Here is a 22,596-nt window from a genome sequence, read left to right as displayed (position 1 = left end):
CCCGCGCCGGATCGCAGACGCAACAGCAAACAGCAAAGAAACCAGGCAATTAGTTCATAGGAGTCCGCGATGAGCGAGGAAAGTGAAGGACATGCCCAGGCCGCGGACTACAGGTCCGGCTCGATTTCTCTGACCGGGGCTGTCGCCATGGGCACCGGCGTGATGATCGGGGCCGGTATCTTTGCGTTGACGGGACAGATTGCGGGGTTGGCCGGGTCCTGGTTCCCTCTGTCGTTCGCCGCAGGTGCGCTGGTCACGATGTTCAGCGCCTACAGCTATATTGCGATGTCCAACGCCTGGCCCTCCGCCGGCGGAATCGCGATGATCCTGACCAAGGCATATGGTCCGGGTACGGTGGCGGCTGCGGCCTCGGTTCTCATGGCGCTGTCGATGGTGATCAACGAAAGCCTGGTGGCGCGCACCTTTGCGACTTACGCGCTTCGGCCTTTCGGTATCGATGGCGGACCGTTGGTGCCGTTGATCGGCGTGGCGCTGATCATCTTCGCGTATATGGTCAATGTTTCCGGAAACCGTTCTGTCGGGCGCTGGTCAATCGTGATGTCCGCCATAAAGATCGCAGGGATCGCGTTGTTCGGCATTGCGGCACTCTGGGCCAGCGGCGGTGAATGGCAATCAGGGAACGGCGGTGCAAAAACCAGCGGACTGGGCTTCGCAGCCTCGGTGGCCCTGTCCATCCTGGCGTTCAAGGGTTTCACCACGATAACCAACAGCGGTGCTGAAATCACCGATCCGCACCGCAATGTCGGCAGGACCATCCTGATCTCAATCGCCATTTGTACCGCAGTGTATCTGCTGGTGGCTTTGGCTGTCGGCGCCAGCCTCAGCACAGAGGAGATCCGCGCAGCGCAGGATTACGCCCTTGCCGAGGCCGCGGGCCCGGTGCTCGGGCAGGTTGGATTCTACCTGACCGTGGCACTGGCTATGGTGGCAACTGCGTCGGGGCTGATAGCCAGCATCTTCGCCGTTTCCCGCATGCTCACCATGCTGACCGACATGGAGATGATCCCGCACAGCCATTTCGGCATGTCCGGCTCCATCCGGTCGCACATGCTGATTTATACCGTGTTTGTTGCCGGTGCATTGACCGTGCTGTTTGACCTTGGGCGCATCGCCTCGCTGGGGGCGTTCTTCTATCTGGTCATGGATATGGCAGTGCATTGGGGCGTCTGGCGGAACTTGCGGCGCAAGATCGAAGTGCGCGGCTGGATCCTGCTGACAGCATTGGCTCTCGACGCGGCGGTTCTGGCGGCATTTTCAGTGATCAAGTGGCAGTCGGATCCAATGATTGTGCTGATTGCTCTAGCCGTGATCATCGCGGTGCTGCTGGCTGAGCGGCTGTTTCTTGCCCGGGAAGGGCAACGGGACAACACGTCTGGCGTACACAGCCAGCACCGGCAGCCAACTGAATAGGTAGATGAAAGGAGACTGCAATGAGTAGAGAAACCGGACAGGATAGCATCGTTCGAAACACCCGGAAGCCATCCATCTGGCGCAAATGGGGGCCATTGGCTGGGTCACTTGCCCTTGGCGCAATTGTAATGGGATGGGAATACCGTGAATTCGTATTGCCGCTTATATTGTCGCCGGCCTCACTTTTAGTTGCCTGCCTGGTAATGCATTTCTTGATGCACCGGGGGCACCGTGGCCACGTTGGGACACACAGCTCCGGAAGGCGCGAAAAGGAAGAAGAGGGCACAGTTGGGCCCGGCGATACATCCTAATGGCCATCTCGGGGCGCTGTATCGGGGCAATTTTTTGAAGCGCTCCTTTGCTTCCGGGCCAACGGGGGCGGTGTGCCGGACTGTCTTGAGCTTCCGCCTGGGATGGAAGGGCGGCTGGATGGGTGCCGTCTCACGGCATCTTGTAGGTAAGCGGAAGTTCTTTCGAAAATTGCCATACCCAAACCAAGGATGAGCACGATGCGTCACCAAGGCGAAGCCAATCGAAGCACAAAAGGGACTGGAGAGGGGGGCACTATGGCAGTTGGACACGGCCGCTGAGGATCGCCCGGCTGTCACTCAAAGGGAAGGGAGATTGACAATGGTACAGGACAATGACCATCCGGAACATTCCGGCCCTGGCACCCGGCGCGACATCCTCTACTATGCTACAGGAGGTACCGCAGCCGTGGCCGCTGGAGCCGCCATTTGGCCACTGATCGACAGCATGAACCCGAGTGCCGATGTCTCGGCGCTTTCGGTTGTGCAGGTCGATCTTGAGGGTGTCGAGCCTGGCAGCCGGATCACGTTGAAATGGAAAGGCAAACCCGTTTTCATCGATCACCGGACCGAAGCCCGGATTGCTCAGGCCCGCGCGGATGATGCAGAAACGCTGATAGATCCGGAACTGGACGCCGATCGGGTTCAGAAGCCCGAGTGGCTGATAGTGGTTGGCGTGTGTACCCACTTGGGCTGTATCCCGTTAGGCCAGGGAGGTGGCGATCCGACTGGCGGATACGGGGGATGGTTTTGCCCCTGTCACGGCTCGCACTATGATACTTCCGGCCGTATCCGAAAGGGCCCGGCTCCGCGCAACCTGGATGTGCCGACCTACGAATTTGTTACCGACACGCTGGTGAAGATCGGCTGATGCCGCGGAATTCTGCTGTGGTGCCTTTGCCTGCTGCGCGAAGGGCAACGGAACTGTCGAAGGACTGATGGCTGCCCGGAAGCCGCTGGCGAAACCATGGCTTGCCCGGCAGCGGGAACGCGGGAAAAAGGTGTCCCGAGCCAGAAACAAGGGTGCCGCCATTAGCGGCACCCTTGAACAGTGTCAGCAAACTTCGGACGCGTAGCCTTCCTCTTTGAGCGCTGCCTGGATGCTCTCACGAGCAGCTTTGCTTTCGATCCGGACTTTCCGCGCCTCCATATCAAACTCCAGCGTCGCGCTGCTGTCCAGGTTGGTGACTGCCTTCTCAATTGCCGATTTGCAATGGCCGCAGCTCATGTCGTTGACCTAAAATGTGATCATGCTTGGTTCTCCTTGGTTCCATGCCTGGTGCTACCGGGTTACCGCACGGGAAGGTCAAGCGGGCAATGCACTGTCAATCGCCTGATGAAACTATTTTCAAGCAGGAAAGGGGAATGACCCTTGACCTTCCAGTAACTGGAAGTCCCATGTTGCTGCAAACAACCAGCTTTGGTGATGAAATGACACAGAACGAAACAGTCCGGTTCCAAGTTGAAGGCATGAGCTGCGCATCCTGCGTGGGACGCGTGGAACGCGCGCTGCAGGCCTTGCCCGAAGTCACTGGTGCCACGGTCAATCTCGCGAACGAGACTGCGCAGGTCAGCCACGACGGGTCGCTCTCTGCCGCTGGCCTGGCTGCAGTGCTGAAGGAGGCCGGATATCCCGCCGTGACCGATGAAGCCACACTGGAAGTCCAAAACATGACCTGCGCCTCCTGTGTCGGCCGCGTGGAACGGGCACTGAAGGAGGGAGCGGGGGTTTTGGACGCCGCCGTCAACCTGGCCACTGAAACCGCGACGGTGCGGTTTGCAGCAGGCGCCACGACACCTGCCGAACTTGCAGCGCTGGCTACGGCAGCTGGGTATCCCGCGCAGCCGAAATCAAGTGTGCAGAACAACGCAGAAAAGCGCAAAGCTGAGGAAACCCGGCAACTGGCCCGGCGGACGCTCTTTGCGGCCGTTCTTGCCCTGCCGGTGTTCCTGATCGAGATGGGCAGCCATGTGATTCCAGGCATGCATGAATTCGTAGCGGGCGCAATCGGAATGCAGACCAGCTATTTCCTGCAATTCCTGTTGACCACAATCGTCCTGTTCGGGCCGGGCCTGCAATTCTACACCAAGGGCTTTCCGGCCCTCCTCAAAGGCGCGCCTGACATGAATTCGCTGGTGGCGCTGGGCACATCGGCGGCCTACGGGTTCTCGCTGGTGTCGACTTTCGCGCCCTCATGGCTGCCTTCGGGGACGGCCAATGTCTATTACGAGGCCGCCGCAGTGATCGTCGTGCTGATCCTGCTGGGTCGGCTGCTGGAAGCCCGGGCCAAGGGCCGCACGGGCGAGGCGATCCGTAAACTTGTCGGGCTGCAGGCGAAAACCGCACGGGTTGAGCGTGGCGGCGAAATTGAGGAGCGCGCGGTCGAAGACATTGCTGTGGGCGATATCATCCACGTGCGACCGGGCGAAAAGATCGCGGTCGATGGGGTGGTTTTGAGCGGCTCCTCCTATGTCGATGAAAGCATGATCACAGGTGAGCCCATTCCAGTGCAGAAAACCGAAGGCTCCGAGCTCGTAGGTGCCACTGTGAACGGGACCGGCGCTTTGACCTTCCAGGCGGCGAAGGTGGGCAGTGATACGATGCTGGCTCAGATTATTCGGATGGTCGAGCAGGCGCAGGGCGCGAAGCTTCCGATCCAGGGGCTGGTGGACCGGATTACCACCTGGTTCGTGCCCGCCGTAATAGCGGTTGCGACATTGACCGTCGCTGTCTGGTTTCTGTTTGGCCCCGAGCCCGCGCTCAGCCTCGCTTTGGTCGCAGGGGTGGCGGTACTGATTATCGCCTGCCCCTGTGCAATGGGCCTTGCGACACCGACCTCAATCATGGTTGGAACCGGCCGTGCCGCCGAAATGGGCGTGCTGTTCCGCAAGGGAGATGCGCTGCAGCTGCTGCAGGAAAGCACGGTGGTTGCGCTCGACAAGACCGGCACGCTTACCGCTGGCCGGCCGGAATTGACTGACCTGATCCTGGCCGGGGGCCAGACCGAAGATGAGGTGCTGCGGCTGGTCGCCGCCGTGGAACAAAGTTCGGAGCATCCAATTGCCAAGGCTATCGTTGCAGCAGCGGAAGCGCGGGAGATCAAGCTGCCGGACGCCGACAGCTTTGACTCGATCACCGGCTTTGGCGTCCAGGCATCGGTTGGAGGCCGTCAGGTGCTGATCGGCGCGGACCGGTTTATGGAACGCGAAGGCGTGGATCTTGGTGCGCTGGCCGGGAAAAGCGGTTCGCTGGCCAGCAAGGGCAAGACACCGCTTTACGCTGCTGTTGACGGACAGATTGCCGCGGTGATTGCCGTGGCCGATCCGGTCAAGCCGACAACGCCTGGTGCCATTGAGGTGCTGCACAGGATGGGCCTCAAGGTTGCTATGATCACCGGCGACAACGCCGTGACGGCCCAAGCGATCGCCGACGATCTCGGGATTGACCATGTGGTTGCCGAAGTGCTGCCAGAAGGCAAAGTTGCTGCGCTCAACAACCTGCGTGCGGATGGCGGCAAGCTGGCCTTTGTCGGGGACGGTATCAATGATGCACCGGCCCTTGCTGCTGCGGACGTAGGTATCGCTATCGGCACTGGAACCGATGTGGCTATTGAGACCGCCGATGTCGTGTTGATGTCCGGTGACCTCAATGGAGTTGTCAACGCCTTTGCGGTCAGCCAGGGCACCATGCGCAACATCCGGGAAAACCTGTTCTGGGCGTTCGGCTACAATACGCTGCTGATCCCGGTCGCGGCGGGGGTGCTATACCCTTTCGGCGGGCCGTTGTTGTCACCGGTGCTAGCAGCAGGCGCTATGGCGCTGTCCAGCGTATTTGTTCTGACCAATGCGTTGCGCCTGCGCTGGATTAAGCCAGCGGCAGGAAAGCACCATGTGGAAATCAGAGGACCGAAAGCCGCATTGCAGTCCGCGCCAGCTGAATAAGGCCGACCGAAGGGAGAAACAGCATGAATATCGGGGATGTTGCAGAACGGTCAGGTGTGCCGGCCAAAACCATCCGATATTATGAGGATATCGGATTAGTCAAACCCACGCGCGGTCGCAATGGATATCGCGAATTCGAAGAGAGAGAACTGCACCGTCTTGAATTTATCGGTCGGGCCCGATCACTTGGGTTCACGATTGAGGACTGCCGTGACCTACTGGCGCTTTATGATGACGAGTCCCGCACCAGCGCCGAAGTAAAACGCGTTGCGGAACAAAATCTGCAAGAGATCGACGCAAAAATATCAGGTCTGAAAGCCATGCGAGACACGCTCAGGTACCTTGTTGAGCAATGCTCTGGCGACCATCGGCCCGATTGCCCGATCCTGAAAACGCTCAGCAACGGCCCCGCTCACAACTTATGAACAAAATCAAATGGCGTCCCGCGCTAAAACGCGGGCACTAGTGATGGGCCCACAGGACCGCAAGGGTTATAAAGCCTGTCATGCGCCAGACTACTGCCTACCGGTCTTAGGCCTGTGATCAGTGCGGAAATTACTTCAGTCATGCAGCAGCAATCAAGCCAACTTAGGGTACACCCGGCATTAGTCCTCGAAATGCATGTCAAATTTGCTGCGCAGCTCACTCCAGCTAAATTTTCTGTAGAGTAGTGATCGAAGCCGGCCTTGTCTCCAGCCGCTGGCAGACAGGGCTTACCACCTTGAAGCTAGCTTGAAAGCAAGCCGGTTAGGCCACATTTTGCATGATCTTATGTGTGTGTCGTCGAGGCATGCACAGTCTCCGAAAGCTGACAGATTTCTGCGGTATGATTCGCGCCTTTCACTCAACTTTTGGTTCTCAAGTGTTTCCGGTTTCGGCCACCCCTCCCGCGCGGGAAGGTTTGCTGGAAGCAATGCATGCATTGGCGGAATGTTGCGCAAAATCCAGAATTTCCTTAGGGGCACGCAAATTTGTGCGCTGCATGCATCATTGCCGTCTTGACGCGGGCCGGTCCTGTCAGGAGAAATACCGGAATGGCGTTTCTGGCACATATCTTCCGGCTGATCAGGGTGGCTGCTGCATTTGCAGTGATCCTTTCGCTGGGATTTGCGCTTCCGTCCGCCGCGCATTCCCTCGCTGGCCATCACGGTAGTGCGGTAGTTTCTCATAGTGGGGGCAGCCACGCCGATGCGGCCATCTCAGGCGCGGCATACGACGCTTCCCATACCAGCGCACACGATGGACCGGTCGCTCCCTGGAACGCTGCTGATACCGGAAACTGCTGCGCAGGCGCCTGTATGGCCGTTGCGGTGATTTCTCTGCAGCCGGATTCAACCTTTGTTCAGCAGCCTATCCGCTGGGTAATGGCTTCCGCCCAGCTTCCCTCACAGGACCAGGTCAAGGTCTTGCGTCCTCCAAGAACCTGAGATCCTGAACCGCCACAGCGGTCATTGAATCTGTTCTGTGCTCTAGCACAGAATTTCTACAGATATTTCTCAGGAAAACCACATGAAGTCTCTTTTTCTGGCCGGGGCGGGCGCCCTGCTGCTGGGGGCGTGCGCCAGGACACCGGCGGCACTGCCCGATACCGCAGCCTTGCAAACTGCCGCCGCACCTTCCGGTCCATACCGTTCCTTAAAGTACCAGTCTCCCCTCAAGGGGTTTGAAAACTACGAGCCTAGCGGCCCCGCCTCCTGGCGTGGTGTCAACGAGCAGCAGCAGGAGAACCACTGATGACGGCAAAAACTTGGCGCGTCCTTCTGGCGCCGCCCCTGGTGCTGGCCGCCTGCTCGGCTGCGGTGCCGGAGAAATACACCAGCCCGCAGGCCGGGTTTCAGGAAGTCGCCCGCCAGACCTCTGCCGCCATTGGCAAGCGCACGGCCTTCGCCCAGACACAGGCCCAGAATGAGGCGCTGGCCAAAGAGGTCCGGCAGCTGGTGCAGGGCAAGACGATCTCTGCCGATACCGCGGTGCAGGCTGCGCTCTTGAACAACAAGGGGCTGCAGGCGTCTTACGCTGCGGTTGGCCTTTCAGCAGCAGAGGCCTGGCAGCAGATGACACCGGAAAACCCGGTGGTTTCGATCGGCCTGATGGGGATCGGCGCACCGGAGCTGGGCCTGTACCGGGCGCTGGAATCCACCATCGCTGTGAACCTGCTGGACGTGAAGACCCGCAAGCAGCGCATCGCCGTGGCTGAGGCGCAGTTTCAGCAGGCCCAGCTGAACGCGGTGAACGATACTCTGGCGCTGGCGGGGCAGACCCGGCAGGCTTGGATCAATGCGGTGGCCGCCTTTGAGCGGCTGAGCTATCTGCGCCAGGCCAGCGGAACAGCGGCAGCGGGGGCGGAGCTGGCCAGCCAGCTGGGCAAGACAGGTGCGCTGAACAAGGCGGGACAGGCGCGGGAGTTTGCCTTTAATGCAGAGCTTGCGGGGCAAGTAGCCCGCGCCCGGCTGGAGGCAAAGCTCGCCAAGGAGGAGCTGACCCGGCTGATGGGCCTGTGGGGCAGCGATGCCAATTACTATGTGCCGGATGCGCTGCCGCCGCTGCCAAAGTCCCTGCCGCGGGTTTCGTCGATCGAGACGGCGGCATTGCGGAACCGGGTTGACCTGAAAGTCGCCAAGCTCGGGCTGGAAGCGCAGGCCCGCGCTTTTGGCCTGACCGACCGGACCCGGCTTGTCACCGACCTGGAGCTGATTGCCGGTGCCGAGGCAGAGCGCGAGCGCGAGGACGGGGAAACCCACACCGAAACCCTGCCGCAACTGGAGCTGGAGTTCGCAATTCCAGTATTCGACACCGGCAAGGCGCGGATGCGCAAGGCTGAACTCTCCTACATGCAGGCGGCCAATACGTTGGCGGAACGGGCGGTGAATGTCCGCTCGGAGGCCCGCAGTGCTGAGCTAGCATATCACTCCTCCTATGAGATCGCGCGCCACTACCGGGACGTGCTGGTGCCCCTGCGCAAGTCGATCGAGGAAGAAGGGCTTCTCAGCTATAATGGCATGATCACCAATACCTTCGAACTGCTGACCGATGTGCGTGAAAAACTGGCAAGCTCGCTGGAAGCGGCCAACGCCAAGCGCGACTTCTGGCTGGCTCAGGCAAATGTCAGCGCCGCGATTTACGGCGGCGGTTCCGGCTCAGCCCCGCAGGGCGGAAGCGTGGAAATCGCCGCGGGCGGCGGCGCAGGCCATTGAAAGGATCACATGACATGATGAACAGACGTCAACTGCTTGGGGCCGGCGCCGCGGGTGCTGCGCTGGTGTCCAGCCAGGCCTGGGGCAAGACCGTGAACATGGGCCTGCCCGAAGCCGCCAGCATGGACAGCGCGGCAACCCAGCCGCCGCTGTCGCCCTCCACCGGGCCGGACTACAACCCCGTGGTCACCCTGAACGGCTGGACGCTGCCGTTCCGGATGAACAACGGGGTGAAGGAATTCCACTTGGTCGCCGAACCGGTCGAGCGGGAGCTGGCCGACGGCATGATCGCGCATCTGTGGGGCTATAACGGCCAGTCCACCGGCCCCACCATCGAGGCGGTGGAGGGCGACCGGGTGCGGATCTTCGTGACCAACAAGCTGCCCGAACATACCTCGGTGCATTGGCACGGGATGATCCTGCCCTCGGGCATGGACGGGGTCGGCGGCCTCAGCCACCCAGGCATCCCGCCGGGCAAGACCTTTGTCTACGAGTTCGACCTGATCAAATCCGGCACCTTCATGTACCACCCGCACGCGGATGAGATGGTGCAGATGGCGATGGGGATGATGGGCATGTTCATCGTGCATCCCAAGGACCCGGATTTCATGCGGGTGGACCGGGACTTCCTGATCATGCTCAACGCCTTCGACATCGACCCAGGCTCCTATGTGCCGCGGGTGATGGAGATGACGGACTTCAACCTGTGGTGCTGGAATAGCCGGATCTTCCCGGACATCGACCCGCTGGTTGTGAACCAGGGCGACCGGGTACGGGTCAGGACCGGCAACCTGACCATGACCAACCACCCGATCCACATGCATGGTTATGATTTCGAAGTCACCTGCACTGATGGCGGCTGGGTGCCCGAAAGCGCACGCTGGCCGGAGGTGTCGATCGACATTCCCGTCGGCGCCATGCGCGCCTATGAGTTCGACGCGGTGCATCCGGGCGACTGGGCGATCCACTGCCACAAGTCGCACCACACGATGAACGCGATGGGCCATGACGTCCCGACCTTCATCGGCACCGACAAGCGCAAGCTGACGGGCCAGATCCGCAATCTGCAGCCCGAATACATGCCGATGGGCACCGCCGGCATGGCCGACATGGGCGAGATGTCGATGCCGCTGCCCGACAATACCGTGCCGATGATGGCTGGCTGGGGCCCGTACGGGCCGCTGGAGATGGGCGGCATGTTCTCGGTCGTGAAGGTGCGCGAAGGCATCGATGCAAACGACTACAGCGACCCCGGCTGGTACGAGAACCCGCCCGGCACCCAGGCCTATGAGTGGACCGGCGAACTGCCGGACTTTGCCCGCGCCGAAGACGCGCAGACCCGCATTACCCCAAAACCAACCGCCAAAGGCTGAACGGCCTCAGGCACCCACCCAAACCTCACGAGGAGACAGACATGAACAAGATCCTTTCCGCAGCCCTGATTGGAGCTCTATCCGCTGCGCCGGCCCTTGCTGGCGGCACCCACGGCGGCGGCCATGGCGGCATGGAAGTGGGCAAGCCCGGCGATGCCGCCCATGCGGACCGGGAAGTCGCCGTGACCATGAAGGAAACCGATGACGGCGAGATGCTGTTTGAGCCGTCGAGCTTTTCCTTTGCCAAGGGCGAGACGGTGAAATTCGTGATCACCAACGCCGGCGAGCTGGAGCATGAGTTCGTGCTGGACACGGCAGAGCGCAATGTCCACCACAAGGAGCTGATGGCCAAGATGGAGATGGAGCATGACGACCCGAACTCGGTGCGTCTGGACCCGGGCGCCAGCGGCGAAGTGGTCTGGACCTTCTCCAACGCCGGCACCTTCGAGTTCGCCTGCCTGATCCCCGGCCACTACGAATCCGGCATGCACGGCCCGGTTGCCGTGCTCGAAGGCAGCGGCGGCACCTTCACCGCGGGAACGGTCAAGAAGGTCGATCCCAAGTCCGGCAAGGTCACCATCATCCATGAGGAGCTTGTGGATCTGGACATGCCGGCGATGACCATGGTGTTCCGGGTCGCCGATGACACGATGCTGGAGCAGCTGAAAGCCGGCGACGCCATCGAATTCGTCGCCGAACGGGTCAAAGGCAAACTGACCCTGACCGCCCTGAAATAACCGGTGGCGGAGGCCGCCCGCCGGCCTCCGCCTTTTTCAAACCCCAGCGGTCCCAGCCAGCGCCCAGGAGCAGAAAAACACTTACTTTTCGGCGCCGCTGGTGAACATCAGACAACAGGCAATCATTCCCGCGATGCTGGATCTGCATTCTCTCACACACGACGCCGCGGGCGCTTTCGGGTTCTGGTATGATGATACCGCGCCCGGATGGCTGCACCCGGTGATGCATCTGGTTCTGGTGCTGGCGCCCGCGCTGCTTGTGCTGACCCTGGCAGGTCAGGCCGCCTGGCTGCTGCGCCAGCGTTTTCTGCGGCGGGCGGCACCGTTTACGCCACCCCAGTTACCGGCAGGCGGTCTGGAGCCGGGACTGCCACGCCATATCCTGCGCACGACCGGTAAGCAGCAGACGGTCCTAGTTCTGCTCAGCCTCAGCGCGATGCCGATCCTTTACCTGACCCTGGAATTGCCAAAGCAGATCGTGAACCGGGTCTTCGAAAGCGGAGACGCCGCGATTCCGGTCCTGAGCTTCGAGGTCTCGCAGGTCTCGCTGCTGTTTCTGCTCTGCGGCGGCTATCTGGTCGCGATTTCGCTCAACGGGCTCAACAAATACTGGCTGAACATCCGCAAGGGCCGGGTGGCTGAAAGCTTCGTGCGCCGGCTGCGGCTTGCTGTCTACCGCCAGTGGAGGCAGGATCAGCCCGCGCAGCGCCAGCCTGCCATCATGCCGGTTCTTGGACCCGAGGTTGAACCTGTCGGCGGCTTTGCCTCTGAACTGCTGACCGTCCCGCTGCTGCAGGGCGGGACGCTGGCGACGATCCTTCTGTTCATGTTTGTGCAGGACCCGATCCTTGCGGCGGCCGCCCTGACGGTGCTTCCGCTGCAGCTGATCATCGTGCCGCAGCTGCAGCGGCGGGTGAATGCGGTGTCCCGCAAACGGATCCGCGAGATGCGCCTGCTGGGTGAGAATCTGGACCGGGACATGCGGGCTTCGGGGCAGGGCGCGCTGCCGGTTGCGCGCAGTTTCCGGCAGCTGCAGGACCTGCGGCTGCAAATCCACCGGCTGAAGTTCCTGGCCAAGGCGATCAACAACTTCCTGACCGCCCTGACCCCGTTCCTGTTCTACTCCTTGGGCGGCTATTTCGTGCTGCAGGAGCGGGTTTCGCTGGGCGCGCTTGTGGCGATGCTGTCGGCACACAAGGAGTTTTCTTCGCCGCTAAAGGATCTTTTCCGTTTCTATCAGCAAAGCGAGGATGTGCGGATCCGCTACCAAGAGATCCGCGCCTTCGCATCCGGCTCCCGCGGGGAGCCCGGACCGGCGGAGGCCAGCCAGCATCAGTATGGCCCGAACCCGGCTCACGGCAATTCATTCACCTATGAAAGAAAGAGACCCTCATGAATAAGATTCTCGCCATCCTCGCGGCCGCAGCCGTGGCAGCGGCGGCGGCCTATTTCGTCTACAGCAGCGCCGGCGGCAACGATGCAACTGCGCAGCGCGCCGTTCCGGAGCCCGGCGCCCCGCTCGCCGAGGTTCAGCTGCCGCCGGACCTGAGTGAGGCCGCAAAGATCGGCAAGCGCGCCTTTGACGCGGTCTGCGCCGACTGCCACGGTGACAATGCCGCGGGCCGCAACGGCATGGGGCCGCCGCTGGTCCACAAGATCTATGAACCTTCGCACCATGGCGACGCCGCCTTCTTGCTCGCAGTCCGCAACGGCGTGCGCGCGCATCACTGGGATTTCGGAAGCATGCCTGCTCAGCAGGGGCTGACCGATGGCGACGTCAAAGGCATCACCCAGTACGTGCGGGAGCTGCAGCGTGCCAACGGCATAAATTAATTCGCCGGATGGCCAGGTCAGAGGCAATGTGGATGTGGGATCAAGGTGCGGCCTCCCCGGCCAGCCGGTCAAGTTGTTTAAGCACCGCAAACTGCGCAAGAGCGGCGGTGATGGCCGCCGCAAAAACCGCGGGCGTGGCGATCAGGCTGGCGAGGATGGCGCCCAGCAGGGGTGAGAGGGCGGCAGGTGCAGCGAAGGTGTTGAACCACGCTGAATAGGCGGGACGCCGGTCATCGGGCGAGATTTCCATGAGAAAGCTCAGGTAGCTGATGGTCACGCCATTCATCATTGCGCCGATGACAAGATAAAGCGCCGCAAAGCCCAAAATTCCCGCTCCGGCGGCGAGCAGGGCAAGCATGAGGGCGGGCGCCATGAGGCGGAGGAACGTCACGCACCACAATAATGGCAGTTTGCCCATGCCGTCGCCGATGCGGCCCCAAAGCGGGTTCGAGACCAGTGCTCCTGCGGTCTGCGCGGCCAGGAGCGTGCCAACCCCGGCCAGCCCGATCCCGCTTTCACGTGCAGCTACGATGTAGAAGGGCAGCGCCATCAGCGTGGCGGAGCCAAGCCAGTGAAAGATCAGAAACAGGCGGAACGCGCGGTTCTGCCGGAAGGTGACCAGCCCCTCGCGCAGAAAGTCAGCCGCTCCCGCGCTCCGGACGGCGGGACGCCTGCCGGGCGATGAAGGCGGCTCTCCGGCCGAGACAAACAGTGCTGAGGATAGGAACATCAGCGCCGAACCCAGCGCAAACATGAACGCATAGGCCTGCAACGGGGGCATCACTTCGAGGGCCAGACGCAGCGCCCCCGCGGCGGCGATGGCGAGCAGCCCGCCACCGAAAAACCGCCACGCCAGCATCCGGCTGCGGCGGTTGGAGGGGATCGCACGCCCTACGATATCGTTGTACGGAACCGCAACGACGCCGCTGACAAAAGCATAGGCCGTCCAGAGCGCAAGAAAGCCAGCGGCGAGCGGCTCCGGCGGCCAGTCAACTTGCGGCCAATCCGCTCCACGCCAGAGCAGAAGCGCGATGGCTCCGGCTGCTGCAGCCCGGCCAAAAGCACCAAAAACATAGAACGGCATCCTGCGCTTGGCGCGTTCGGCGAGGTATCCCACCGGCAGCTGCGGCAGAAGCCATCCCAGCCGCAGCACGGCGCTGGCATAGCCGACGGCCAGCGCGCTGCCTGTCAGCATGTGGGTCAGGCTGGCTACAACTGTTGCGCTGTCCACTGCCGCGGATCCGCCCTGAAAAGCCGCGCCCGCACCGGCAATCCGCCAGAACCCCCGCCGGCGTACGGCTTCTTGCGCTTCATGGCCCGGCATTGCCTGTCTCCGCCTTTACACGGGCATGGCGGATGTCGAGACCCGATTGCCAAAGCACAACAAGCCCGATGCCGACCACAAGAATAATCGTGAGGATATAGCTGAAAAGGATCATCAGAAGCGCAGGCTCGTCAGCAACCCCAAGCGCCTTGAGCGCAAAGCCCGCACCGAACACAAAGCCCGCCGGGATCCGCACGAACCGCCCGAGGACCATGGCAAAGCCTGCGAATACCATCAGAAAGAGGTAGTCCCAGGGCCTCAGGAGCACTCCCACCGCAAGTCCCGCCCAAAGGAAATGCGTCGCCGCCACCAGCTTGCCCGCGACGGCCGCGATGATAGCCGCGATGCGCCGCGCGCGCGCCCTTGGCCAGACGATGCCCGCGCCTAGCGATGCCCGCAGCCCCGGACCGCTCGCGCCCATGCGTTCGGTGATCCAGTCGAAGAGACGGCAGATCAGCGGTTCCTCGCGGTTGAAGAGGTCACGGAAACGAAAGAGCACCCAGAGCAGCCCGCCGAAGAGCAGCAGATTCAAGGCACCCGCAACGCTAAGACCGAGGCGCAGATCCCCCTCAATCTGCGGAATGCGCCCTGCGGCAGCCACCGCTCCGGCAAAAAGCGCGAACACGACTCCGTCGAGAAACCTGGCGATGACTGCTGTCGAAAGCACCGTGGCCATTTTTAACCCGTGCAGGCGCGCGACCAGCCAGGCCCGCACCAGCGGGCTGACGCCCAGCGGTACAAGAACGTTCACGCCGTACCCAGCGAGCAGCGCACCTGTCAGTGGCAACGAACCGACCGGTTTCACATCAAAGAGGATTTGCCGCCACTTCCAGCCGCTCAATAGCTGTTCAAGCAGGATCGTGGCCGCCAGCACAGATAGCCAAACCGGATTGGCGTAGCGCAACCCGTCAAGGAAGCGTGCGAAGTCAAGGCTCCCGTACAGCCGGAAGATCAGCCAGAGCGCCAGTGCTGCACCCAAGACAGGAAGAAGCCAGCGTTTGATGAAAGGTCCCATGCAAATCCCGCTTGCAGTCCCGCTTGCCGGATATGCTACCCTCTGTATCATGGTACGGAGTCAATGGTTGATCCTGAGAGGAGGCTGCCATGGCAACTCTGACGATTGGAAAAGCCGCTCGTTCGGCGGGGATCGGAGTGGAAACTATCCGTTTCTATGAGCGCAAGGGGCTGATCCGCCAGCCGCCGCGGCCAACCGCTGGCGGTCCGCGGGACTATGGCGGCGGAACGCTGCAGCGACTCAGGTTCATTGCCGGGGCCAAGCGGCTCGGCTTTTCGCTGGCAGAGACCGCCGGCCTGCTCGCGCTTCTGGAAGCACCCGGCGCGAGCTGCAAGGACGTGCAGGCACAGGCTAAAGCCAAGCGCGGTGAAGTTCAGGCCAAGATCGAAGGTTTGATCCGCATCCGGGATTCGCTTGACCGCCTCCTTGGCGCTTGCCCTGGAAAGGGAAGTCTTGCGGGCTGTGCGATCCTAGAGGCAATTGAGAGTGCTGAGAACTCAGGAGGCACTTCCTGACAAGAGTACTGGTTGATGACGATGGTGTGATAACTGGTTGTCGCGGCCGGAAGCAGTTTCGCTGCCGCAGCGGATGAGTGCTTTCGTGGATGCCGTTCTCTGCCCGCCGTTTCCTGAATATATTGACGGATAACCTAACTGGTAGAACAAAACGTTCTGAGGACTATGAGCGCCGCCCATCGGCTTCGTGCCGGAATGAGTGGCAATGCGCTGTGCAATGAATACATATTTCAGCATCAACATGCCTGCCTGGAAATTTGCCCGCAACACATTGGTTGTCAGTTGCGCAGGCCTGTTTCCGCTACTGCTGCTCTATATCGCGCTCACGCCGGGTTTCGGGGCATTGCTATTGGGAAGCGGGCCCGCGTTCAGCCGGTTTTTTCGGCAGGTCGTGACAAATGGTTTACCTGTTGTATTTGCCGTCAACTACGTGAGCTTCTTTCTTTTTGCCGTAAGTACCGCCAAACAGCGTGAAGGAGCCGTGCCGGCCCGAATCCTCCTGATCGACCTGCCTGCAAGGGTCGTCATTTTCGTCCTGTTGCATGGAGTAATATATTTCATTTCGGCTGACTGGTTCGGCTCGTTCGGAGGGGACCATTGGCAGGCGCTGCAGGTGGTCGGCCCCACACTTGTCCGGTCCGCCTTCTTTGAGAACATTTCCGGTGTTTATCTTTACGCGACGCTGGTCAGCGCCTTGCCCCTATACGCAACAGTGATCGACAGCAGTCTTGAAAGGTGCTCCGGGCGATGGGCGTGGCTGCGCGGCCTGGCACACAGGCTGCCGGGCAAGCTCGGGCCGATCCTGCTTGCGCTGGGTCTCTTCGGCATATTCACGCTCGCATTGACGGGTGCGGCGGCGGTGATCATGCACCTGCAATCGGTTTGGATCTGAAGCGGATGAGACCCGTGGCGCTATGGCGGGCGGGGCGGGCCCGGGCGGTGGCGTGCAGGTCTGCGGTGGCGGGCAGCGGTACTGCAAATGTGAACGCCGCGCTTGATGAGTGACCCGCCCCGAGTTTGCCTGTGGCAGCGGATCAGCGGCGCGGCGTTCACGCCCCGAAACCGGAATTTCGGGGCTTCTGGCGCGGCTTCAATGCCGCGCCGGTCAATTCGGCATGATGGCACCGATTGCGTACATTCCGTCAGCGCCCTTGAACAGCATAAGGGTGACTTTGTCGCCGGGTGCGACGTCTCCCATGATCTGCGCGCCGGCCTGCAGTGGCAGGTCCATCGTCATGCCGGGCCAGCCGATTTCGGGAATCGGGTCGTGGCTGACATTTGCGGAACCCTCGCTGATCGCGTTGAGGACGGCGGTGGCGTGTACTGCACCCTCGATCTGGCTCTCGCTCATGTGCATGCCGGAGTGATCCATGCCGTGGGTTGTTTGCGCGAAAGCACCGCTGGCGCAGAAGGCCAGGACAATGCTGGAGAAGGTGAGGTTCTTCATTGGTTTTCCTCTCATGGGTCAGAATTTGGTGCGTTTCATTCGGCCGGAACGGCCCCTTCGTCTGCTGCTGGAGGGGCGCTGATCTCACGATTGACGCGCCGCAAGGCCAACCGCTTCCAGATGACGAAGATTGCGGGGATGACGAAGAGCGTCAGCAGCGTTGCCGTGACCATGCCTCCGACCATCGGCGCCGCAATGCGCTGCATGATTTCCGATCCGGTGCCGTGGCCGTACATGATCGGGATCAGGCCGGCGAAAATCGTCGCAACCGTCATCACCTTGGGACGGACGCGCAGCAGTGCCCCTTCGAACACGGACTCCTCGATGTCGAATGGCGTCAGGCTGCGGTTTTCCGAGATCGCAAGTTTCTTCCTCTTTTCCCAAGCCAGGTTGAGATACAGGAGCATCACGATCGCAGTTTCGACGGCGACACCGGCCAAAGCAATGAATCCCACCAGCACGGCGACTGAAATGTCGAAGCTGAGGTACCACAGGAACCAGACCCCGCCTGCCAGAGCCACTGGCAGCGCGGCAAGGATGATGCCCACCTCGATCACGCGGTTGAATGCCAGGAACAGCATCAGCGTGATGAGCAGAAGTGTGGCAGGTGCCACCAGTGTCAACCGCTCTTGCATCCGCTGAATGTATTCGTACTGGCCCGACCAGGTGATAGAGTAGCCTGGCGGGAGCGCTACCTCATCCGCGACGCGGGCGCGTGCCTCAGTCACGTAGCTGCCAAGGTCTCGGCCAGCGATGTCGATGAAGACGAAGCCGGTGCGCCGGGCGTTTTCGGACCGGATCATGCCCGGGCCGTCAACGATGCGGACCTCGGCAAGGGCACCAAGAGGGATGTGCGCCCCCGAGGGAGTTACAACCGGCAGACCCTGAAGGCGTTCAGGGCTGTTTCGCCATTCCTGCGGATAGCGCAGGTTGATCGGGAAGCGTTCGAGGCCCTCGACCGTTTCCGAGACTTGCATGCCCCCGATCGCTGTCTGCACGACATCCTGAACGTCACGCACGCTCATCAGGTAACGCGCGGCGGCTTCGCGGTTGACATCGATTTCGATGAAACGCCCGCCCACGGGCCGTTCGGCATAGGCCGATGCCGTGCCCTCGATCCCGGCCACGGCACGTTCGATTTCAACCCCGATCCCTTCGATGACAGAGAGATCCGCACCCGATATCTTCACCCCCACAGGGGTCTTGATACCGGTCGCCAGCATGTCGATCCGGTTCTTGATCGGCTGAATCCAAACGTTTGTCACCCCCGGCACCTGAACCGTGCGGTCGAGTTCCTCGCGGATCCGTTCCATCGTCATTCCCGGCCGCCATTCGGCCTCCGGCTTCAACTGGATTGTTGTCTCGATCATTGTCAGGGGCGCGGGATCGGTCGCCGACTCGGCGCGGCCCAGCTTGCCGTGGACCGTCTTCACCTCGGGCACCGTTGCGATCAGTCGGTCTGTCTGCTGCAGGATCTCGCGCGCCTTGCCGATGGACACGCCCGGATACAGAGACGGCATATAGAGGAAGTCGCCCTCGTTGAGTTCCGGCATGAATTCGGTGCCTATCCGCTGAAGCGGCCACCACATCGAGGCGACCAGCGCCACCGACAGCAGCGTTGTTGCCCAGGGCCAGGCAACCGCGGCGTCGAGAAACGGGCGATAGGCCCAGATCACTGCGCGGTTCAGCGGGTTCTTGTGTTCCGGCATGATCCGCCCGCGCACGAAGTACCCCATCAGAACCGGGACCAGCGTGATCGACAGGATTGCCGCCGCCGCCATTGCGTAGGTCTTGGTAAAGGCCAGCGGTTTGAACAGCCTGCCTTCCTGGCTTTCCAGCACGAAGACCGGGAGGAAGCTTACCGTGATGATTGCCAGCGAATAGAACAGTGCAGGCCCCACTTCGGACGCGCATTCGCCGACGATCCGCCATCTGTTCTGGCTGGTCAGCCTTTCGCTTTCCAGCCTGCGGTGCATCGCCTCGATCATCACGATCGCTGCGTCCACCATGGCACCGATGGCAATGGCTATGCCGCCCAGTGACATGATGTTGGCATTCACCCCCTGCAGTTTCATGATGATGAAGGCAGCGAAGATCCCAAGGGGCAGAGACAGCAGGATCACCAGCGATGAGCGCAAGTGCAGCAGGAACGCCGCACAGACCAGCACGACGACGATGAACTCCTCGGTCAGCTTGTCCTGCAGGTTGTCGATGGCGCGCTCGATGACGCCGGCGCGGCTGTAGGTGGTTACCAGTTCGACGCCTTCCGGCAGGTTCGGGCGGATTTGCTCGATCCGCTCCTCGACGTTCTTGATCGTGGCAAGCGCGTTGCCGCCCCAGCGCAGGATCACGACGCCCCCCACGGCGTCGCCTTCGCCGCCGAATTCTCCGACGCCGCGGCGAAGCTCGGGCCCAAAACGGATATCGGCGACATCTCCAAGTGTGACTGCCGCGCCGCGCTCGTTCACCATTAGCGGTGCGCGGGCGAGATCGGCCAATTCATCGACATAACCGGTCGAGCGCACCATGAATTCGGCCTCGCCCATTTCAATGACACTGCCGCCGGTTTCCCGGTTCGAAGCCTGAATGGCTTCGCGCAACTGCGGAAGCGTGATGTCGTAGGCGCGCAGCTTGTCCGGGTCGACCACGACCTGGTACTGACGAACCATGCCGCCGATGGTCGCGACCTCTGACACGCCGTCGACGGTTTGCAGCTCGTACTTCAAGAACCAATCCTGCAAAGTCCGGAGCTGCGCCAGGTCGTGGTTCCCGCTCCGGTCGATCAGCGCGTACTGATAAATCCAGCCAACGCCGGTCGCGTCGGGCCCCAGTTGCGGAGACACCTCTTCAGGCAGGCGGGATGCGATTTGCCCGAGGTATTCCAGGACGCGGGTCCGCGCCCAGTACAGGTCGGTGCCGTCCTCGAAGACAATATAGACATAGCTGTCGCCGAAGAACGAAAAGCCGCGCACATCGCTGGCGCCCGGGACGGCAAGCATCGCGGTGGCAAGCGGATAGGTGATCTGGTCCTCGACAACCTGCGGCGCTTGCCCGGGGTATGGCGTGCGGATGATCACTTGGACGTCCGAAAGGTCGGGGATGGCATCCACCGGGGTCTCGCGGATCGCCCATATCCCGGCAACTCCCATCATCACCGAAAGCGCGAGGATCATGAACCGGTTGGCCAGGGAAAGGCGGATGATAGCAGGTATCACGAGCTCACCTCCGGCACAGCTGTGATGCCGACCAGCGTCAGCGAGAAATCGGGGTTACGGCGGAACAGAAGGCCTACTCTCTCGCCGATCGGCAGGGTTGCCTGATCCAGGGTCTCATCCACCGCGAAATCCATGGTCATTCCCGGCATCCCGATCTCGGTCATGGCGTCATGGGTGATGTTCACCATGCCCCGCTCCGGATCCGCCGAGTTGATGGTGCCTGCGACTTTCATCGGGGCGATGACAGGTTCGGCATTCGCCAGCACCAGCGTCATCCCGTCGGGTCGGGCAAAGGTTAGGGTCATCTCGGTCCCAGTGGCCAATGCCGCCGGTTCCAGCTCCTCGGAGATGGGAAAGTCCATCGTCATGCCGGGCATCCCGAGTTCGGTCATCGGGGCATGGCTTATCGTCGCCGTGCGTTCAGCGGGGTCGACGGCGTCGATGGTGCCGCTGACGACGATTGGTGCCGCTGCCGCCATCTCGGTTTTCCCGGACGCCGGCGCCGCAGTGGCAGCTTTTTCCCGGACCGCGATAATGCTGAACATGCCCGCGTCGTTCTTGGCCAGATCGAACTCGACTGGTCTGTCCAGAACGACCGCCTCGGGATCCAGCCCGGCCACCTCGAACTCCATTTCCATTTCGGGCCAGCCAAGCGCCGGAATCGGATCGTGCGACACGGTCAGTGTGCCGTCCGGGTTCACCTCGTGGATCGTGCCAGTCCCCGTGGCGGCAATCCCGTCATCGGCACCGATCTCTATCAGTGCAAGAAGGTTATCCGCGCCCCGGGCAACCGTGAAAGCGATCCCGGAATCTTCGGCCAGATGATCAAGCGGCACATCTGCCCGCACTGGGAAAACGGAGGTCATTGCCGGCCAGTCGAGGCTGTCGAGGGGGCCGTGCTTGATCGTCGCCAGCCGGGTTTCGTGGTCCAGCGTGACAAGCCTGCCAGCGCCGTGCGCGGGCTCTTCGTCTGTTGGCGCCATGCGCATTAGACCGGCGCTGAGCGCGCTTTCGCTGTCAATCAGGAACTGCGCCGACGCGACGACTTCCTCACCCGGCGCGAGCCCTTGTACGATTTCAGTCCGGCCGCCCTCACCGAAACTGTCGCGCAGGCCGGATGTAACCAGCCGCGGTTTGAAGGTTCCTTCACCGGTCTTCAGAATCACGCGCTCGGCCGAACCGGTCCGGATGACCGCCTCGGACGGCACGGTCAGCGCTGTTCGTGTCCGGGACGGAACAAGACTGACGGTTCCAAACATGTTGGGCCGCAAAAGCCCCGCAGAGTTGTCGAACTTTAGCCGAACCGGCAGCGTGCGGGTTTTGGGGTCGAGTTCGGGATAGATATAATCGATTTCGCCTTCGAACGTGCGCCCGGCCAGATGCTCGAAGCGGGCGACCGCGCGCATGTCTTCGCTGAGCCGCGCGATGTCCCGCTCGAATACGTCAACGATCAGCCAGACAGTTTTCAAGTCGCTAAGTGAAACTGCAAGCGTTCCCGGCTGAAGGTACATGCCATCGGCAGCCGAAAGCGAGATCACGACGCCGTCTTGCGGAGCTTCGATCCTGATAGTCCGTGCAAGCTCGCCGCTAGCTTCGATCTCCGCAATCTGAGCCTCCGACATGCCGTGGCTAAGAAGCTTGTTCCGGGCGGCGTCGAGGATCCTGGCGTCTCCGGCCTTGACCGCGCGGACCAAATCTCCGGTCGCCGCGCTGATCACTGGCGAGAACATCTCGAACAGGACATCGCCTTTGAGCACGCGATCGCCGATGGCTCGGGTTTTCAGTTTCTCAATCCACCCGTCTGCACGGGTATGGACATGGCTCGTGCGATGCTCGTCGTACCGCACGAAGCCGACGGTCTCTATCCTCGACGATATGTCCGACATCCGTGAAACAGCGGTGCGTACACCGATTGCGTTGACCTCGGCCGGTGAGAGCGACACTTCAGCGGGATCACCTGCGGGCTCATGGCCGGCATAGACAGGGATCAGGTCCATGCCCATCGGCGATTTCCCGGGCTCGTCGCGCCGGTAGTTCGGATCCATCGGAGCAACCCAGTACAGGATCTCCGGGTCGCCCGAGGTCGGGCTTTCAGTGAGGTTGAGATATGTCCGTTCCAGAAGAACCCCGCCCACCGTTCCTGCGGCAAGGGCAAGGATGCTGAGCGCTGTGTAACGTCCGCGCATGATATCCTCCAGGCTGATCTTCCCGAAGCAGCCTACATAGTTGACAAATTACCGGCGCGTCTCATGAGCTCCGCCG

The 22,596-nt window shown here is 61.6% G+C and carries 20 protein-coding genes; 14 read left to right on the top strand and 6 right to left on the bottom strand.

Annotation, left to right across the window (positions count from 1 at the left end):
* The first annotated feature begins 69 nt into the window (after nucleotides 1–69).
* The 3 genes from LHL23_RS05095 (at nucleotide 70) to petA (ending at nucleotide 2,610) form a co-directional block, all read left to right on the top strand.
* Complete coding sequence (locus tag LHL23_RS05095; protein ID WP_226429031.1) at nucleotides 70–1,431, top strand: APC family permease; 1,362 nt, start codon at nucleotides 70–72, stop codon at nucleotides 1,429–1,431.
* Nucleotides 1,432–1,451: 20 nt separating this feature from the next.
* Entirely contained in the window at nucleotides 1,452–1,742 is a 291-nt protein-coding gene (locus LHL23_RS23585) for a DUF2933 domain-containing protein (protein ID WP_082023084.1), read from the top strand.
* A gap of 319 nt (nucleotides 1,743–2,061) precedes the next feature.
* Nucleotides 2,062–2,610 (top strand): ubiquinol-cytochrome c reductase iron-sulfur subunit, encoded by a 549-nt coding sequence (gene petA / locus LHL23_RS05085; RefSeq protein ID WP_036797405.1) that lies wholly within the window; start codon nucleotides 2,062–2,064, stop codon nucleotides 2,608–2,610.
* A gap of 183 nt (nucleotides 2,611–2,793) precedes the next feature.
* Here petA and LHL23_RS05080 read toward each other — a convergent pair whose 3' ends face one another.
* On the bottom strand, nucleotides 2,794–2,967 hold the full coding sequence (locus tag LHL23_RS05080) for a cation transporter (RefSeq protein WP_226429030.1): 174 nt from the start codon (nucleotides 2,965–2,967) through the stop codon (nucleotides 2,794–2,796).
* Nucleotides 2,968–3,170: 203 nt separating this feature from the next.
* Between LHL23_RS05080 and LHL23_RS05075 the strand changes: the two genes are divergently transcribed.
* The 9 genes from LHL23_RS05075 to LHL23_RS05035 all read left to right on the top strand — a co-directional run bounded on the left by LHL23_RS05075 (nucleotide 3,171) and on the right by LHL23_RS05035 (nucleotide 12,818).
* Nucleotides 3,171–5,681, top strand: a complete 2,511-nt coding sequence (locus LHL23_RS05075) for a heavy metal translocating P-type ATPase (RefSeq protein WP_027236568.1) — start codon at nucleotides 3,171–3,173, stop codon at nucleotides 5,679–5,681.
* A 23-nt stretch (nucleotides 5,682–5,704) separates the two neighbouring features.
* Complete coding sequence (gene cueR, locus LHL23_RS05070; RefSeq protein WP_027236569.1) at nucleotides 5,705–6,106, top strand: Cu(I)-responsive transcriptional regulator; 402 nt, start codon at nucleotides 5,705–5,707, stop codon at nucleotides 6,104–6,106.
* A gap of 609 nt (nucleotides 6,107–6,715) precedes the next feature.
* Nucleotides 6,716–7,108, top strand: a complete 393-nt coding sequence (locus LHL23_RS05065) for a hypothetical protein (RefSeq protein ID WP_152612217.1) — start codon at nucleotides 6,716–6,718, stop codon at nucleotides 7,106–7,108.
* Between the two features lie 82 nt (nucleotides 7,109–7,190).
* Nucleotides 7,191–7,415 (top strand): hypothetical protein, encoded by a 225-nt coding sequence (locus LHL23_RS05060; RefSeq protein WP_051357810.1) that lies wholly within the window; start codon nucleotides 7,191–7,193, stop codon nucleotides 7,413–7,415.
* Nucleotides 7,415–8,875 (top strand): TolC family protein, encoded by a 1,461-nt coding sequence (locus LHL23_RS05055; RefSeq protein ID WP_027236571.1) that lies wholly within the window; start codon nucleotides 7,415–7,417, stop codon nucleotides 8,873–8,875. Before LHL23_RS05060 ends, LHL23_RS05055 begins: the two co-directional genes overlap by 1 nt.
* A gap of 14 nt (nucleotides 8,876–8,889) precedes the next feature.
* Entirely contained in the window at nucleotides 8,890–10,248 is a 1,359-nt protein-coding gene (locus LHL23_RS05050) for a multicopper oxidase family protein (RefSeq protein ID WP_027236572.1), read from the top strand.
* A gap of 41 nt (nucleotides 10,249–10,289) precedes the next feature.
* Complete coding sequence (locus LHL23_RS05045; protein ID WP_027236573.1) at nucleotides 10,290–10,985, top strand: copper-binding protein; 696 nt, start codon at nucleotides 10,290–10,292, stop codon at nucleotides 10,983–10,985.
* 100 nt (nucleotides 10,986–11,085) lie between these two features.
* Entirely contained in the window at nucleotides 11,086–12,381 is a 1,296-nt protein-coding gene (locus LHL23_RS05040; RefSeq protein WP_193747987.1) for an ABC transporter ATP-binding protein, read from the top strand.
* Entirely contained in the window at nucleotides 12,378–12,818 is a 441-nt protein-coding gene (locus tag LHL23_RS05035; protein ID WP_027236574.1) for a c-type cytochrome, read from the top strand. Before LHL23_RS05040 ends, LHL23_RS05035 begins: the two co-directional genes overlap by 4 nt.
* Nucleotides 12,819–12,858: 40 nt before the next feature.
* On the opposite strand, the gene LHL23_RS05030 is transcribed toward LHL23_RS05035, so the two are convergent.
* Together LHL23_RS05030 and LHL23_RS05025 are read right to left on the bottom strand one after the other, a co-directional pair.
* The gene (locus tag LHL23_RS05030; protein WP_027236575.1) at nucleotides 12,859–14,142 is read right to left on the bottom strand and encodes a hypothetical protein; all 1,284 of its coding nucleotides are present in this window, start codon (nucleotides 14,140–14,142) and stop codon (nucleotides 12,859–12,861) included.
* On the bottom strand, nucleotides 14,129–15,157 hold the full coding sequence (locus LHL23_RS05025) for a lysylphosphatidylglycerol synthase transmembrane domain-containing protein (protein WP_226429029.1): 1,029 nt from the start codon (nucleotides 15,155–15,157) through the stop codon (nucleotides 14,129–14,131). The genes LHL23_RS05030 and LHL23_RS05025 overlap by 14 nt, the downstream gene beginning before the upstream one ends.
* A gap of 89 nt (nucleotides 15,158–15,246) precedes the next feature.
* Between LHL23_RS05025 and LHL23_RS05020 the strand changes: the two genes are divergently transcribed.
* Both LHL23_RS05020 and LHL23_RS05015 read left to right on the top strand, forming a co-directional pair.
* The gene (locus LHL23_RS05020; RefSeq protein ID WP_226429028.1) at nucleotides 15,247–15,672 is read left to right on the top strand and encodes a MerR family DNA-binding protein; all 426 of its coding nucleotides are present in this window, start codon (nucleotides 15,247–15,249) and stop codon (nucleotides 15,670–15,672) included.
* 217 nt (nucleotides 15,673–15,889) lie between these two features.
* Complete coding sequence (locus LHL23_RS05015; protein WP_226429027.1) at nucleotides 15,890–16,564, top strand: hypothetical protein; 675 nt, start codon at nucleotides 15,890–15,892, stop codon at nucleotides 16,562–16,564.
* A gap of 213 nt (nucleotides 16,565–16,777) precedes the next feature.
* Here LHL23_RS05015 and LHL23_RS05010 read toward each other — a convergent pair whose 3' ends face one another.
* From LHL23_RS05010 to LHL23_RS05000, 3 genes are read right to left on the bottom strand one after another with little or no spacing between them, the layout of a single operon-like run.
* Complete coding sequence (locus tag LHL23_RS05010) at nucleotides 16,778–17,119, bottom strand: copper-binding protein (protein ID WP_027236579.1); 342 nt, start codon at nucleotides 17,117–17,119, stop codon at nucleotides 16,778–16,780.
* Nucleotides 17,120–17,154: 35 nt separating this feature from the next.
* The gene (locus LHL23_RS05005) at nucleotides 17,155–20,334 is read right to left on the bottom strand and encodes an efflux RND transporter permease subunit (protein WP_226429026.1); all 3,180 of its coding nucleotides are present in this window, start codon (nucleotides 20,332–20,334) and stop codon (nucleotides 17,155–17,157) included.
* Entirely contained in the window at nucleotides 20,331–22,520 is a 2,190-nt protein-coding gene (locus LHL23_RS05000; RefSeq protein WP_226429025.1) for an efflux RND transporter periplasmic adaptor subunit, read from the bottom strand. The genes LHL23_RS05005 and LHL23_RS05000 overlap by 4 nt, the downstream gene beginning before the upstream one ends.
* Nucleotides 22,521–22,596 lie beyond the last annotated feature (76 nt).

Origin of the sequence: Leisingera sp. McT4-56 (assembly GCF_020514995.1) — a bacterium.
Lineage (GTDB): Bacteria > Pseudomonadota > Alphaproteobacteria > Rhodobacterales > Rhodobacteraceae > Leisingera > Leisingera aquaemixtae_A.
Note: the sequence above shows the minus strand (reverse complement) of the source record. Positions and strands in the feature narration are given on the sequence as shown.

Excerpts from the sequence above, each read along its gene's own strand:
- LHL23_RS05095 (WP_226429031.1), top strand. The coding sequence starts at position 70 with ATGAGCGAGGAAAGTGAAGGACATGCCCAGGCCGCGGACTACAGGTCC.
- LHL23_RS23585 (WP_082023084.1), top strand. The coding sequence starts at position 1,452 with ATGAGTAGAGAAACCGGACAGGATAGCATCGTTCGAAACACCCGGAAG.
- petA (WP_036797405.1), top strand. The coding sequence starts at position 2,062 with ATGGTACAGGACAATGACCATCCGGAACATTCCGGCCCTGGCACCCGG.
- LHL23_RS05080 (WP_226429030.1), bottom strand. The coding sequence starts at position 2,967 with ATGAGCTGCGGCCATTGCAAATCGGCAATTGAGAAGGCAGTCACCAAC.
- LHL23_RS05075 (WP_027236568.1), top strand. The coding sequence starts at position 3,171 with ATGACACAGAACGAAACAGTCCGGTTCCAAGTTGAAGGCATGAGCTGC.
- cueR (WP_027236569.1), top strand. The coding sequence starts at position 5,705 with ATGAATATCGGGGATGTTGCAGAACGGTCAGGTGTGCCGGCCAAAACC.
- LHL23_RS05065 (WP_152612217.1), top strand. The coding sequence starts at position 6,716 with ATGGCGTTTCTGGCACATATCTTCCGGCTGATCAGGGTGGCTGCTGCA.
- LHL23_RS05060 (WP_051357810.1), top strand. The coding sequence starts at position 7,191 with ATGAAGTCTCTTTTTCTGGCCGGGGCGGGCGCCCTGCTGCTGGGGGCG.
- LHL23_RS05055 (WP_027236571.1), top strand. The coding sequence starts at position 7,415 with ATGACGGCAAAAACTTGGCGCGTCCTTCTGGCGCCGCCCCTGGTGCTG.
- LHL23_RS05050 (WP_027236572.1), top strand. The coding sequence starts at position 8,890 with ATGATGAACAGACGTCAACTGCTTGGGGCCGGCGCCGCGGGTGCTGCG.
- LHL23_RS05045 (WP_027236573.1), top strand. The coding sequence starts at position 10,290 with ATGAACAAGATCCTTTCCGCAGCCCTGATTGGAGCTCTATCCGCTGCG.
- LHL23_RS05035 (WP_027236574.1), top strand. The coding sequence starts at position 12,378 with ATGAATAAGATTCTCGCCATCCTCGCGGCCGCAGCCGTGGCAGCGGCG.
- LHL23_RS05030 (WP_027236575.1), bottom strand. The coding sequence starts at position 14,142 with ATGCCGGGCCATGAAGCGCAAGAAGCCGTACGCCGGCGGGGGTTCTGG.
- LHL23_RS05025 (WP_226429029.1), bottom strand. The coding sequence starts at position 15,157 with ATGGGACCTTTCATCAAACGCTGGCTTCTTCCTGTCTTGGGTGCAGCA.
- LHL23_RS05020 (WP_226429028.1), top strand. The coding sequence starts at position 15,247 with ATGGCAACTCTGACGATTGGAAAAGCCGCTCGTTCGGCGGGGATCGGA.
- LHL23_RS05015 (WP_226429027.1), top strand. The coding sequence starts at position 15,890 with ATGAATACATATTTCAGCATCAACATGCCTGCCTGGAAATTTGCCCGC.
- LHL23_RS05010 (WP_027236579.1), bottom strand. The coding sequence starts at position 17,119 with ATGAAGAACCTCACCTTCTCCAGCATTGTCCTGGCCTTCTGCGCCAGC.
- LHL23_RS05000 (WP_226429025.1), bottom strand. The coding sequence starts at position 22,520 with ATGCGCGGACGTTACACAGCGCTCAGCATCCTTGCCCTTGCCGCAGGA.